A 13,320-nucleotide genomic window follows, 5' to 3' on the forward strand; every position below is an offset into this window, starting at 1 on the left:
AGATCACTTGGCAATAGGCTTTTTATCAGATTATTTTTTATAGATATAGGTACCATTGCTTTGGCGAATAAATTTCGCACCGCTAGGTAATTGCAGTTCTGAAACGCGACCACCGTTTACTTTAACGGCAACTTTGTCGCCCGGTTTGAAACTGCTTAAGGCGTTGCCGGCACCGTTTGCTTTTGTCATTGCATTGACATCAGCAATATTTAAATTGTTGTCACGGAATACTTGCATCAAAGAAGTGCCTGCCGGAATAGTTAATGTTTTTGCTTGACCGCCACTTGCAGCTGTTGTGACAGATGAAGTAGATTTTGAACTGCTTCTGGCAACAGGTTTGGCATCAACAACCGGCACATTTTTACCGTCAAGAATAGCTTGTGCTTTACGTTGTTCCAATTCTTTCTGTTTCTGCTGTTTTGCTCTGAACTCTTCACGAGCGCGCTGTTCCGCACGGGCTTTAGCTTTTGCAATTAAACGGGCTTGTTCGGCTTCATATGCCTGTTTTTCAATTTTATCAATTTGAGCCTGACTGAGAGCCGGTTTCTGTTCTGCTTTCGGTGCTGGAGCAACCGGAGCCGGTGCAACAGCCGGAGTTTGTGCTTGATTAGTTGCAGCCGCATTGTTTTCATCAGTCGTAATTGGGGTATTATCCACTGCCGGAGTCGGTGCGGTGCTGTTTTGTGCGATAGTTTCCGCAGTAACGGCAGCGTCATTATTGGCTGTAGCTGCATCTGTTACGTTGGCATTGGCATTATCCATTGCTTGCTCTTCGGTTTGCATTGTTGGCACACCTTCATTGTTGGCATTAGCAGCATTCGGATCAATCGGCTGAAATTCAATCGGCAAATTATTATCTTGAGATTGTAGGCTATCTACCGGTTGGCTGCTAGGTTTTAACCAAAGAAATAACACAATGATGATAACCAACACTGCAGCGCTGATAAGTAAACGGCGAGAACGTGTTGATAAATTGGCTAATGCTGATGCTTTGTGTGCAGTAACCGGTTCGGCGGCAAATTCGTTGTTTTCTGTATTTTCAACAGCTTGCTCAACTTCTGCTTGCTGGAAAGTTTCTGCTTTTGCCACTTTTTTGTTAAAGATGCCTTTTAATTTGTCGATAAAAGAGGGGGCAGCTTCAACTGCCGGTCTTTTAGGGGTAATAGGTTCAAATTCATTAAACTCTAAATTTAATTCATTCTGTTTAGCGTCCTGTTGTTCGCTTTGCTGTTCCTTGTCTGTGTTACTCACGGTTATACCTCAAATTTTGGTTAAAAATCATTATTGCAACAATGTTATTGATTCAAAGTGATGAGATAACTTTGAACGATAAAAATTCTTTCTTGGCAGAGAGAAACGACTGCCGTTTTTTCCGTTGGCTATTTTAAATGAAAAAATAGGCAATGACTAAGGCTAATCACGATTTATCTGAATATTTTTAGCTATACCAAGTTTTACTTTTTTCTCCGGCGATTTCACGTGCCAGTTTCGGCACCAGATAGCCGGAAGATAAGGTGATTAATTGCCGATAAATGGCTAAAGCCCGCTCATCGTCAATCCAAAAATGGCTTGCGCCTTCCACTTTATCCAACAGATGAAGATAGTAAGGCAAAATGCCGGTGGCAAACAGTTTGTCATTTAACGCTTTGAGAATGTGAGCATCATCGTTAATCCCTTTTAACAACACGGATTGATTGAGTAGCGTGACCCCAGCTTGTTTTAATGGTTGCAGCTGCTTGCTTAACAGTTCATCGATTTCATTGGCGTGATTAATGTGCAACACCAGTACTTTGTTAAGCGGTGAGTCCGCCAACAATCGACATAATTCGGGGGTAATGCGTTGTGGAATGACAACCGGCAAACGAGAGTGAATACGCACCGTTTTAAGGTGCGGAATTTGATTTAACTGCTCAAGTAACCACGCCAATTCACGATCTTTCGCCATTAACGGATCACCGCCGGAAAAGATCACCTCCTCAATTTCGGAATGTTGAGCAATATAATCCAATGCTTTACGCCAATTCGTTTTATTTCCCGGATTATCCTCATAAGGGAAATGGCGGCGGAAACAGTAACGGCAATTGACAGCACAGCCACCTTTTACCATCAGCAACACACGGTTATGATATTTATGTAATAAATTAGGGATGGCATTATCCTGTTCTTGCAGCGGATCTTTCACAAATCCGGGTGTTTGCAGAAATTCGGCAGCATCAGTCATCACTTGCAAAAAAAGAGGATCGTTGGCATTGCCTTTTTCCATTTTATTTATAAATGGCATTGGCACGCGCATTGCAAATAAACGGCGCGCAGCCAAATGTTGTTGATAAGGTTCGAGCGGTAAATTCAGTAATGTTAAAAGTTGAATCGGATCGGAAACCGCAGTGGTTAAGTATTCAGTCCAATCGGAATCTGCTCCAAATGTGAGGTTTTGCATTATCATATGACGATTTTTTTACCTATGTCTTCCATTAAATGACATTATTTTTATCAAAAACTTCTTAAAAAGTTGAAAATTCAACCGTTAGAGATATATACTTCCAACTTTTCTAAAGTAGCACAATTTTTTGTGAATTGTGCGGTGAATTGAACAGACAATCAAATATTAATGAGGATATTATGGCAAGCTATTCTACCAGCGATTTCAAACCAGGTCTTAAATTTATGCAAGATGGCGAACCTTGCGTAATCGTAGAAAATGAGTTTGTGAAACCGGGGAAAGGACAAGCGTTTACTCGTACTCGTATTCGTAAATTGATTTCAGGCAAAGTGTTGGATGTGAACTTTAAATCAGGTTCAACTGTTGAAGCGGCGGACGTTGTTGATACCAACCTCACTTTCTTATATAAAGATGAAGAGTTCTGGTATTTTATGAACAACGAAACTTTTGAACAACTTGCTGCAGATGCGAAAGCGATTGGTGATAATGATAAATGGTTGTTGGATCAGGCAGAGTGTATCGTAACGTTATGGAACGGTTCTCCAATCAATGTGACTCCACCAAACTTTGTTGAGTTGGAAGTGGTTGATACTGATCCGGGCTTGAAAGGCGATACAGCAGGAACAGGCGGTAAACCGGCAACATTAAGCACCGGTGCGGTAGTGCGTGTACCATTATTTATTCAAATTGGTGAAGTTATCCGTGTAGATACTCGTTCTGGCGAGTATGTGGCTCGTGTGAAGTAATATATTATATTATGTGGTGAAAAGAATCCTCTTACCGTCAAGGAAGAGGATTTTTGTTTATATGGGATTGCATAACTATCTATTATAAAATAGATAGTTATTATAAATTATCGTATTTTATTAACGGGTAGTTTTACATTTAGAATGTAGATTTTTTAAAAAGAGGAAAATATGAGTTCAAATCTTGCTATTAGTATCACTATGTTAGTGAAAAATTCAGAAAAATATTTAGAAAAAGTATTAAAAGCATTAGCAGATTTTGATGAAATTATTGTATTGGATAATGGATCTACAGATCGAACAATCGAAATTGCTAAGCAATTCCCTAATGTTGTTATTAAATATTCACCTTTTATTGGATTTGGACCTTTAAAAAATTTAGCTGCTGAATATGCAAAACATAATTGGATTTTAAATATTGATAGTGATGAGATTTTATCTAAATCACTTATTGAAGAATTAAAGCAGATAGATTTAACAAAAACAAATTTTGTATATTCTTTATCTAGATTAAATCATTATCGAGGTCGAGTTATTAAAACCTGCGGTTGGTATCCAAATTATGTTCCTCGCTTATATCACCGTCAACAAGTGCAATTTAATCAAAAATTAGTACATGAGGCACTTGAAATTCCTAAAAATATCCAAGTCATAAAATTAAAACAACCTTTTTTGCACTACTCATTTGATGGTGCCGCCGATTTAATTCAGAAAATGCAGCAGTACACAACCTTGTTCGCAGAGCAGCAACAAGGGAGAAAAAAAGCCACTGTTTTTTCTGCAATTGGACACGGTTTCTCTTCATTTTTTAAACATTATGTTTTGAAAAAAGGATTTTTAGATGGACAAGATGGTTTTGTTATTTCCTGTGCTAATGCAATGGGGGCTTATTATAAATATGTGAAATTAATAGAATATAATCAAAAACTTAGTAGTTCTTTGATTATTACAACTTATAATCGTCCCGATGCGTTAGAGGCGGTCTTAAATTCGGTATTGCAACAAAAAGTATTACCAATGGAAGTATTAGTGGCAGATGATGGTTCTCGCCAAGAAACCGCACAATTAATTTCACGATATCAACAGATGTTCCCTATTCCTTTAATTCATTGTTGGCAAGCTGATAGAGGATTTAGAGCCGCTGAATCCCGAAATCGTGCAATTTCTCAAGCAAAAGGAGAATATATTATTATTATTGATGGTGATATGGTTTTACACCCATTATTTATTCAGGATCATATTTCTTATGCTAAACGAGGTGTGCTAGTACAAGGAGGGCGAGTAGTTTTACCATTAGAGAAGACGAAACAAATATTACAGAAACCACAAGTTTATCCTCGAATAAGGTGGTATCAGCAAGGGATTGAAAATCGTATTGAAAAACGTTTTTCAGCTTGCCATTTATATTGGATAAATAGATTTATTCATAAAGAAAAGAAAAATTATTTTAAAGGTATTCGTAGTTGTAATATGGCATTTTTCCGTGAAGATGCTTTAAAAATCAATGGTTTTAATAATGACTTTGTTGGTTGGGGACGAGAAGATAGCGAATTTGTTGCTCGTTTTTATAATGCGGGAATGAAACGAAAAGATATTCGTTTTGCAGCTATCGCTTATCATTTGTGGCATAACGAAGAAGCCAGAGATGCATTACCACAGAATGATCAGTTATTGGAAAAAACAATACAGCAAAAAATTGTCTATTGTGAAAATGGAGTAGATCGATTTTTAAAAGAGAAGTAAATAATGTTATTTTTCATCTATAATGCACTTTTTATTATCGCTTTACCCTTTATTCTACTCACTTTTTTGTACAAAAGTCGAAAAGAGATAGGGTATCGTCAACGGTGGCGTGAGCGCTTTGCTTTAACAAAATCTTTGCAAAAACAGAGTGTTGTGATTCACGCGGCTTCAGTTGGTGAGGTGTTGTTGGTTACGCCGTTGGTGAAACAATTATTGGCACAGTTTCCGAATGTACTCATAACCATTACCACTTTTACTCCAGGCGGCTCGGAACGTGTACAGGCTTTGTTTGGTAACCGTGTTCAACATTGTTATTTGCCGTTTGATCTGCCGTTTTTAATGAAACGTTTTTTGCAACAATTTCAGCCTCAATGTTTTATTATTGTTGAAACAGAGTTGTGGTTTAATCTGTTGCAACAAATTAAGAACCACCATATTCCACTGTTTTTAATCAACGCTCGTTTATCAGATAAATCCGCTAAACATTATGCCTATTTACGGCATTCTCTTATGCCGATTTGGCAGGCATTTACGCATATTTCCGCACAGGATGAATTAAGTGTAGAGCGTTACCAACGTTTAGGCGTTGACAAAAGCAAAATCAGTTGCAGTGGTAATTTAAAGTTTGATTTAACTGTTTCTGATGAGGAAATTGCTGATTATCGTCAGCAGAAAATTGCAATGTTGCAACAACGTCCGGTCTGGATTGCTGCAAGCACCCACGAAGGCGAAGAAACAATGGTATTGAAGGCACATCAACAATTACTGCAACAATATCCGAATTTATTATTGATTCTTGTGCCACGCCATTCCGCACGTTTTACCGAAGTGGAAAAATTGTTACGACAACAGCAATTTTGTTATCAAAAACGAAGTTTAGGCGAGTTGATAGTTTCACAGACAACGGTGTTATTGGGCGATACAATGGGAGAGTTGTTAAAATTATATGCGTTGGCGGATATTGCTTTTATTGGAGGCAGTTTTATTGAGCGTGGTGGGCATAATCCACTTGAACCCTTATTATTTAAATTGCCAGTAATCAGCGGTAAACATCTGTTTAATTTTCGGCAAATTTATCAAAAATTGATTGAAGCCGATGGTGTCATTGTGATTGAAAATAGTATACCTGCACTGGTTCAGCAGATTAGTGCTTTGTTGACAAATCCGCAGAAAGCCGAGCAATATGGACAAAACGGCTATCGTATATTGCAACAGAATCGTGGTGCCTTACAACGTACTCTAAACATTTTATTACCTTATTTAAGCGAGAAAAAATAATGATAACAATGATTTATCCTGGAACATTCGACCCTATCACCAATGGACATCTGGATATTATTATGCGTGCAGCGCGATTGTTCCCAAGATTGATTGTGGCAGTAGCCGCAAGCCCGAGCAAAAAGCCAATGTTCAGTTTGCAACAACGGCTAGATTTCGTCAAAATTGCTACAGTAGGATTAAACAATGTTGAAGTGATCTCATTTGATGGTTTATTGGCGCATCTAATTTTAGAACGTAATATTCAGGGTATTATTCGTGGAGCGAGAACATCCAGTGATTTTGATTATGAACTGCAACTTGCTCATTTAAATCGTTTGTTAACGAATGGTGTTGAAAGTTTATTTTTCCCTCCATCAGAAAAATGGTCTTATGTTTCCTCAACAATGGTACGTGAAATTTTATTACACGGTGGTAATATTGCAAAATTAGTGCCGGCAGGTGTTTTTAAAACCATTTTGGAAAAATAAAATATTATCTTTGTTAAGAAATGATGAAAATTCTGTGATGTTAAGTTGAGCTTTATTCCGTATAGCCGCTTAATAATTGTTGCCAGTTGTTTTCGTTAAAATGAATATGGTAACGCTTCACCTCTTTTTGAAATGAGCGGTAAAGTCGTTGTAGATTTTCTTGTTTCCAGTTGTCGCCCGTTTTAAAACCGCATTTATCGAAATCAAGTAACCATAATTTATATTGATGATTTTCAAGGCGTTGTAGCAGAATATTATGTGCGTTTAAATCGCTGTGACAAACTTGTTCATTATGTAATTGACGAATTAATTTTCCGATATGGTACCAAATTTCGTGATGTAATGAGTGTTTTTGTAAAGCAGCGACTAAGTCCTGACTATTTTCAATTAATTCGCTTAAAATATCCGCCTGGTAACAACATCCTGAGCGAATAACTCTTGCAGCGATAGGTTTTGGTACAGGTAAGTTTTTCTGTTTAAGTCTTTGTAGTAATTGAAATTCTTTAATACTGCGACATTGATTTAGGTGAGTAAATAGAAAATGATCTTTCACTAATTTTCCGAATAGTCCACCACGATAATAATGGCGTAAGGCACAATTTATACCCCAACGATCTTTCGTTTTTAAAAAATAGGTAATACCGCGTCCTTTGGCTGAACCTAAAACTAACTGTTGTGTCTGCCAAAAAACAGGATCGAATAAAGATTCTGGCGAGTTGGTCTGAATATTTTCGGCAAAGAGATAGTAAGTTTTCGACATTTTGATACCTGTTTTACTGCGGATTTCTGCTTTTTTGATTAAAATAGAGCGTAATTCTAACATATTAAGAGTTAAATCTATGCTGTTATTTCCTCAACCTCCACAATCTATTTGTATTTTGCGCCTTTCTGCCATTGGTGATGTTTGCAACGCTTTGGCAGCAGTACAGCAGATTCAAGCTTATTATCCGCAGACCAAAATTACTTGGATCATTGGCAAGGTCGAAGCACAATTATTAAAAAATATCCCTAATATTGAATTTATTATTTTTGATAAAAAACAGGGGTGGCGAGGCATTTTTTCGTTATGGAAAAGGTTGCATTCGCGTAAATTCGATGCTTTGTTGGATATGCAGGTAGCGATTCGAGCCTCTATTCTCTCTTTAGAAATTAAGGCGAAATATCGGGTTGGTTTTAATGCACAACGGACAAAAGAGGGGCAAAAATGGTTTATTAATCATCAAGTTGGGGCAGCGAAAGGTTATCACGTTTTGGATGGTTTTTTGAGTTTTGCTGAATATATTGGCGTGCCGATTACAGCACCGCATTGGCAGTTTCCGATTGCGGAAGAAGATCATCAATATGTGAGACAATTTATTGACCCGGCTAGAAAAAACGTGGTTATTTCTCCTTGTTCAAGTAAAAAAGAGAAAGATTGGTTATTAGATCGTTATGCTCAACTGGCGGATATTGCGACAGAAATAGGCGTACAGGTGATTATAACGGGATCGTCAAGTGAATATGAAATGAACTGTGCCACAGAAATTTGTCGATTATGTTGTTTGCCTGTGGTAAATCTGGCAGGAAAAACCTCTCTACAACAACTTATTGCATTATTATCACGAGTGGATTTAGTGATTTCACCAGATTCAGGACCAGCACATATGGCAACAATGGTAGGTACAAAAGTGCTAGGATTATATGCTTACCATAATCCGCAACGTACAGGACCTTATTACAGCAAAGATGATGTAGTGTCGGTATATGAGGAGAATGTATTAAAACAGTATGGTAAGTCGTGGCAAGATTTACCTTGGGGAACAAAGGTTTATGGTAAAGATTTAATGTCGCAAATTACAGTTGATCGGGTGGCAGAGAAAATGTTACATCTTTTAGCGTTAAATTAGTTTTTTAACTTGCTTTTTGAGTCAATTTGAGTAAAATTTGCGACCTTACAGTCGTTCCGTTTTTCGTTCCTTGCTTCCGCAGATTGGCGACTGGTCTATAGTCGGAGGCTGATTAACCCGTAAGGAGCAGCAATGCGTCACTACGAAATAGTGTTTATGGTTCACCCAGATCAAAGTGAACAAGTACCAGGCATGATTGAACGCTATACAGGTTCTGTTAAAGAAGCTGGTGGTCAAATTCATCGCTTAGAAGATTGGGGTCGTCGCCAATTGGCTTACCCAATTAATAAACTACACAAAGCACATTATGTGTTAATGAATGTAGAAGCACCGCAAGAAGTCATCGACGAGCTTGAAACAACTTTCCGTTACAATGATGCAATTCTTCGTAACGTAATTATTCGTACTAAGCACGCCGTAACCGAAGCGTCCCCAATGGTTAAAGCGAAAGATGAACGTAAAGCTTTAGCTGATGTTGATAACAACGATTATGAGGATGCTGAAGAGTAATTTGACAATTGAAAATCGTTTTTCGTTGATAGGCACAGTTGTTTCTCAACCAAAACGACATCAAAGCCCGAGTGGAATTTCGCATTGTCAATTTTGGCTTGAACATCATTCTCGGCAACAAGAAGCCGGATTGGCCAGACAAGCGTGGTGTAAAATACCAGTTCAACTTAGTGGTAATCAATTAACAAATCAAGCTCAAAGCATTACGGTCGGCAGTAAGGTGTGTGTAGCAGGATTTATCCACTCACACAAAACGAATAATGGGCTTAGCCAATTAGTCTTACACGCTGAGCAAATCGAATTTATAGATTAGGAGAATAGCCATATGGCACGTTATTTCCGTCGTCGTAAGTTCTGCCGTTTCACAGCGGAGAATGTAGTAGAAATCGATTATAAAGATATTGCTACATTAAAGAACTACATTACAGAGAGCGGCAAAATTGTCCCTAGCCGTATTACCGGTACTCGTGCGAAGTACCAACGTCAATTAGCTCGTGCAATCAAACGTGCGCGTTATTTAGCGTTGTTACCGTACACTGACAATCATCAGTAATCAATTAGAGAGGATACGGTAATGCAAGTAATTCTTTTAGATAAAATTGTTCACCTAGGCAATGTTGGTGATCAAGTAAATGTAAAATCTGGTTATGCACGTAACTACTTAATCCCACAAGGAAAAGCAGTTATGGCAACTAAAGCAAACATTGAGTATTTTGAAAGCCGTCGCGCTGAATTAGAAGAAAAAGCAGCTAAAGCATTAGCGGCTGCAATGGATCGTGCTGAAAAACTTGAAGCACTAGGTTCAGTAACAATCGCTTCTAAAGCTGGTGATGAAGGGCGTTTATTCGGTTCTATCGGTACTCGTGATATCGCTGATGCAATCACTGCAAAAGGTGTTGAAGTCGCGAAAAGCGAAGTGCGTTTACCAAATGGTGCGCTACGTACTTTAGGTGAACACGAAGTGCGTTTCCAATTCCACGGTGAAGTATTTGCGTCATTAAATGTAATCATCGTTGCAGAATAATTTTCAAAATATTATTCAGATTAAACCCCAACCAAATGGTTGGGGTTTTGTTTTCCTTTTAATTTACAATCTAACTGCAACATATAAAAAAAGAAATGTTCATTAGTTTCATCTATTCTTAAATTTCTATACAATAAAGATTAAATAATGAACATTTCTTATAAGCACTGAAAGTATAGAGTGAGGATATTATCTACTATAGATTAAGCTATAGCGCACTAAAGGCTTGCTCAATATCCATCAAAATATCTTGTATATTTTCAATCCCGACAGAGATTCGGATTAGCCCTGCAGAAATATTAATTTTATCTAGTCCTTCTTCACTTAATTGTCGATGCGTTGAAGTCGCTGGGTGTAATGCACAAGTTCTAATATCGGCAACGTGTACTTCACGAGAAACCAATTTTAGAGCATTTAACCATTTCGCTGCTGCTTCCCTACCATCTTTTAATTCAAAGGAGATGACGCCGCATAGACCGTTCGGTACATATTTTTGTTTGAGTGCATAATCAGGAGAGCTGGCTAAAGCAGGGTAATTGACAGAATTAACCAAAGGTTATTTTTCCAAATATTGGGCTACTTGTAGCGCATTATTGTAGTGCGCCTGCATACGTAGAGGCAAAGTTTCCATTCCTAAATTGAGTAAAAAACTGTTTTGTGGAGCAGGAGTTGCACCTAGATCACGCATTAGCTGTACTCTTGCTTTTATGATATAAGCGGCAGCACCGAAGGTTTCTGTATAAATTAAGCCGTGATAAGAATCATCTGGCTGGGTAAATGCAGGGAACTTGCCGTTGTTCCAATTAAAATTTCCACCATCAATAATGACGCCTCCCATAGCAACGGCGTGTCCATCAAGATATTTAGTAGTGCTGTGGACAACAATGTTGGCACCAAACTCAAAAGGGCGACAGAAAAAAGGTGTAGCGAACGTATTATCAATAATTAGCGGTACTTGCGCTTTTTGTGCTAACAAATTGCATAAAATTCTCCTTATTAAGATTATTTTTATTTCAATAAGGATTATATGCAGATTGTAAAAAATGATAATTGATTTTTAATATAAAAGCATTTAGGAAAATTTATGAAGTAATTATTTGAAATGGTGGGTCGTGAAGGATTCGAACCTTCGACCAACGGATTAAAAGTCCGCTGCTCTACCGACTGAGCTAACGACCCGAATTGAATTGTGCTTTATAGTGGTGGGTCATGAAGGGCTCGAACCTTCGACCGACGGATTAAGAGTCCGCTGCTCTACCAACTGAGCTAATAACCCACTTAATCATCTCTTTGATATTGTAAGTGGTGGGTCGTGAAGGATTCGAACCTTCGACCAACGGATTAAAAGTCCGCTGCTCTACCGACTGAGCTAACGACCCAAATTAGATGGTGCTTTATAGTGGTGGGTCGTGAAGGATTCGAACCTTCGACCAACGGATTAAAAGTCCGCTGCTCTACCGACTGAGCTAACGACCCAACGTGTCACCACATTGCAACGGGTGCTTATAATACTGATTTTATGAAACTAATCAATAAAAATTTTTAGTTTTTGCTTTATTTGCTTTAATCAGAAACAATATGATTGAAAAATAATCTAAAAATAGGGGCTTGAACTAAAAAGTTTTATTCATCATTAATATCTGCAAAATCAGCACGTAGCAAGGCGGCTAAATCGGAAGGATTAATTTCAATATCAATGCCACGTTTGCCACCCGATACAAAAATCGTTTCAAATTGTTGTGCAGTTGTGGAAATGATGGTAGGTAGTACTTTTTTCTGCCCTAATGGGCTAATACCGCCGACAAGATATCCTGTGCTTTTTTCTGCAATATGTTTATCCGCCATCTCGATTTTCTTAACGCCTAAGGCTTTTGCACCTTTTTTGAGATTTAAGTTATAAGCAATCGGCACAACCATTACCGCAAGATGTTTTTCATCATTATTAATCGAAACAAGCAATGTTTTGAAGGTTTGTAGCGGAGAGAGATTCAGTTTTTCTACGGCTTCTTGCCCAAAATGGGTGTTGTTGGCATCGTGTTCATATTGGTGAAGTGTAAATGGAATTTTTTTCTTTTTTAGTAGATTGATTGCCGGAGTCATTGAAAACGTTCCCGTGATAATTTTTAATTGTTAAAATAGGTGCATCAGCGTATCACGGAGAAGAAAATGAATTCAAGTTTAAATATTGCTATTGCGGCTGATTTTTCGTTGGCAGAGAAATTAGTAACGATTTTGGAGCAAAGTGCTTTATCCAATTTGTCAATCACAGTTATTGAAGCGGAAAAATTTTCAGAGGAACAGAATATTCGCTTCAACGGCAAATATGTTGAACAGCTTGGTTTTGGTGATGTCGATTGGGCAAATTATGATTATTTATTATTTGCTGGTTCTTTGCCTCAGGTAACTTATGTGGCAACTGCAGCAGAAGCCGGTTGTATAGTGATTGATGTGTTGGGAATTTGCGCTTATCTAAATGATATTCCGGCGGTTGTTCCAGGAGTGAATAATGAAGCGTTGCAGGCGGTTAGACAGCGCAATATTGTTTCATTGCCTAATCCGCAGATTTCTCAATTAGCATTGGCGTTAAAACCGATTTTGCAGCAATATCAGTTAGTTCAGATAATGGTAACTTCTTTATTGCCGATGACCTATAAAGGCGAGGAAAAAGTAAGAGAGTTGGTTGGACAAACCGCACAATTGTTAAACGGCATTCCGCTAAATGAAGATCAACAACGGTTAGCGTTTAATGTTAGTCCGATTGATAACCAGGAGGAGAGCATTAAAGATCAACTGTTATTACAGAAAATTTTACCAGAATTTAATGGACAATTTATTGAACATAGTATTCAAGTACCCGTTTTTTATGGCTTATCTCAGATGGTAACAGTTGTCGGCTATGAGTTTAATGAGGTTGATATTCCTTTAGTTTGGCAACAGGATGATTTATTACGCTATCACGCCGAACAGTTGATAACACCGGTTTTAAACGGTGAAATTGAGGAAAATGATGAAGTGTTGCCATTATTGCATATTAGTCAAGTCAATACAGAACAAGAGAAATTAAGTTTTTGGTTGGTGAGTGATGAACGCGGTTTTAGTCGGGCAAGATTGGCGATTGAGCTATTACAGCTCTTACTTGAAAATGATGAAAAATAGGTCTATCACTGATAGTTCTCAACATCTTTTTACAGCACCAGTGGCAGAAACTTTACACCACCAGGGG

At 37.9% G+C, this 13,320-nt stretch carries 14 protein-coding genes, 4 tRNA genes and 1 pseudogene; 10 read left to right on the plus strand and 9 right to left on the minus strand.

The window, feature by feature from the left end:
- Nucleotides 1–30: 30 nt before the first annotated feature.
- Nucleotides 31–1,251, minus strand: a complete 1,221-nt coding sequence (locus tag P375_RS02430) for a LysM-like peptidoglycan-binding domain-containing protein (RefSeq protein ID WP_039133979.1) — start codon at nucleotides 1,249–1,251, stop codon at nucleotides 31–33.
- Between the two features lie 187 nt (nucleotides 1,252–1,438).
- On the minus strand, nucleotides 1,439–2,437 hold the full coding sequence (gene epmB / locus P375_RS02435; protein WP_039133982.1) for an EF-P beta-lysylation protein EpmB: 999 nt from the start codon (nucleotides 2,435–2,437) through the stop codon (nucleotides 1,439–1,441).
- 182 nt (nucleotides 2,438–2,619) lie between these two features.
- Here epmB and efp point away from each other — a divergent pair, with 182 nt between their 5' ends.
- The 4 genes from efp to coaD all read left to right on the plus strand — a co-directional run bounded on the left by efp (nucleotide 2,620) and on the right by coaD (nucleotide 6,677).
- The gene (efp, locus tag P375_RS02440; protein WP_039133985.1) at nucleotides 2,620–3,186 is read left to right on the plus strand and encodes an elongation factor P; all 567 of its coding nucleotides are present in this window, start codon (nucleotides 2,620–2,622) and stop codon (nucleotides 3,184–3,186) included.
- A 171-nt stretch (nucleotides 3,187–3,357) separates the two neighbouring features.
- The gene (locus P375_RS02445; protein ID WP_039133988.1) at nucleotides 3,358–4,929 is read left to right on the plus strand and encodes a glycosyltransferase family 2 protein; all 1,572 of its coding nucleotides are present in this window, start codon (nucleotides 3,358–3,360) and stop codon (nucleotides 4,927–4,929) included.
- 3 nt (nucleotides 4,930–4,932) lie between these two features.
- Entirely contained in the window at nucleotides 4,933–6,207 is a 1,275-nt protein-coding gene (gene waaA / locus P375_RS02450; protein ID WP_039133991.1) for a lipid IV(A) 3-deoxy-D-manno-octulosonic acid transferase, read from the plus strand.
- Nucleotides 6,207–6,677: a pantetheine-phosphate adenylyltransferase gene (coaD, locus tag P375_RS02455; protein WP_039133994.1), complete on the plus strand. Its 471-nt coding sequence runs from the start codon at nucleotides 6,207–6,209 to the stop codon at nucleotides 6,675–6,677. Before waaA ends, coaD begins: the two co-directional genes overlap by 1 nt.
- A gap of 52 nt (nucleotides 6,678–6,729) precedes the next feature.
- Here coaD and P375_RS02460 read toward each other — a convergent pair whose 3' ends face one another.
- Nucleotides 6,730–7,500 (minus strand): 3-deoxy-D-manno-octulosonic acid kinase, encoded by a 771-nt coding sequence (locus P375_RS02460; protein WP_039133997.1) that lies wholly within the window; start codon nucleotides 7,498–7,500, stop codon nucleotides 6,730–6,732.
- Between the two features lie 16 nt (nucleotides 7,501–7,516).
- Here P375_RS02460 and P375_RS02465 point away from each other — a divergent pair, with 16 nt between their 5' ends.
- The 5 genes from P375_RS02465 to rplI all read left to right on the plus strand — a co-directional run bounded on the left by P375_RS02465 (nucleotide 7,517) and on the right by rplI (nucleotide 10,097).
- Nucleotides 7,517–8,563, plus strand: a complete 1,047-nt coding sequence (locus tag P375_RS02465; protein ID WP_039134000.1) for a glycosyltransferase family 9 protein — start codon at nucleotides 7,517–7,519, stop codon at nucleotides 8,561–8,563.
- Nucleotides 8,564–8,695: 132 nt separating this feature from the next.
- Entirely contained in the window at nucleotides 8,696–9,073 is a 378-nt protein-coding gene (gene rpsF, locus P375_RS02470) for a 30S ribosomal protein S6 (RefSeq protein WP_013746288.1), read from the plus strand.
- Nucleotides 9,060–9,386 (plus strand): primosomal replication protein N, encoded by a 327-nt coding sequence (gene priB / locus P375_RS02475; protein WP_021460938.1) that lies wholly within the window; start codon nucleotides 9,060–9,062, stop codon nucleotides 9,384–9,386. Before rpsF ends, priB begins: the two co-directional genes overlap by 14 nt.
- Nucleotides 9,387–9,398: 12 nt before the next feature.
- Complete coding sequence (rpsR, locus tag P375_RS02480) at nucleotides 9,399–9,626, plus strand: 30S ribosomal protein S18 (RefSeq protein ID WP_005759927.1); 228 nt, start codon at nucleotides 9,399–9,401, stop codon at nucleotides 9,624–9,626.
- A gap of 21 nt (nucleotides 9,627–9,647) precedes the next feature.
- Entirely contained in the window at nucleotides 9,648–10,097 is a 450-nt protein-coding gene (rplI, locus tag P375_RS02485) for a 50S ribosomal protein L9 (RefSeq protein WP_039083114.1), read from the plus strand.
- A 208-nt stretch (nucleotides 10,098–10,305) separates the two neighbouring features.
- On the opposite strand, the pseudogene P375_RS02490 reads toward rplI, so the two are convergent.
- The 6 genes and pseudogenes from P375_RS02490 to ybaK all read right to left on the minus strand — a co-directional run.
- Nucleotides 10,306–11,070 (minus strand): annotated as a pseudogene (locus tag P375_RS02490) (PLP-dependent transferase); the annotation flags it as partial.
- A 130-nt stretch (nucleotides 11,071–11,200) separates the two neighbouring features.
- Nucleotides 11,201–11,276, minus strand: a tRNA-Lys gene (locus P375_RS02495).
- 21 nt (nucleotides 11,277–11,297) lie between these two features.
- Nucleotides 11,298–11,373 (minus strand) — tRNA-Lys (locus P375_RS02500).
- A 27-nt stretch (nucleotides 11,374–11,400) separates the two neighbouring features.
- Nucleotides 11,401–11,476 (minus strand) — tRNA-Lys (locus tag P375_RS02505).
- Between the two features lie 21 nt (nucleotides 11,477–11,497).
- Nucleotides 11,498–11,573 (minus strand) — tRNA-Lys (locus P375_RS02510).
- Between the two features lie 147 nt (nucleotides 11,574–11,720).
- Nucleotides 11,721–12,197, minus strand: a complete 477-nt coding sequence (ybaK, locus tag P375_RS02515; protein WP_039134005.1) for a Cys-tRNA(Pro)/Cys-tRNA(Cys) deacylase YbaK — start codon at nucleotides 12,195–12,197, stop codon at nucleotides 11,721–11,723.
- A gap of 66 nt (nucleotides 12,198–12,263) precedes the next feature.
- Here ybaK and P375_RS02520 point away from each other — a divergent pair, with 66 nt between their 5' ends.
- Complete coding sequence (locus P375_RS02520; protein ID WP_039134007.1) at nucleotides 12,264–13,253, plus strand: Asd/ArgC dimerization domain-containing protein; 990 nt, start codon at nucleotides 12,264–12,266, stop codon at nucleotides 13,251–13,253.
- The last annotated feature ends 67 nt before the right edge of the window (nucleotides 13,254–13,320 follow it).

Origin of the sequence: Gallibacterium genomosp. 2 (assembly GCF_000771895.1) — a bacterium.
Classification (GTDB): domain Bacteria; phylum Pseudomonadota; class Gammaproteobacteria; order Enterobacterales; family Pasteurellaceae; genus Gallibacterium.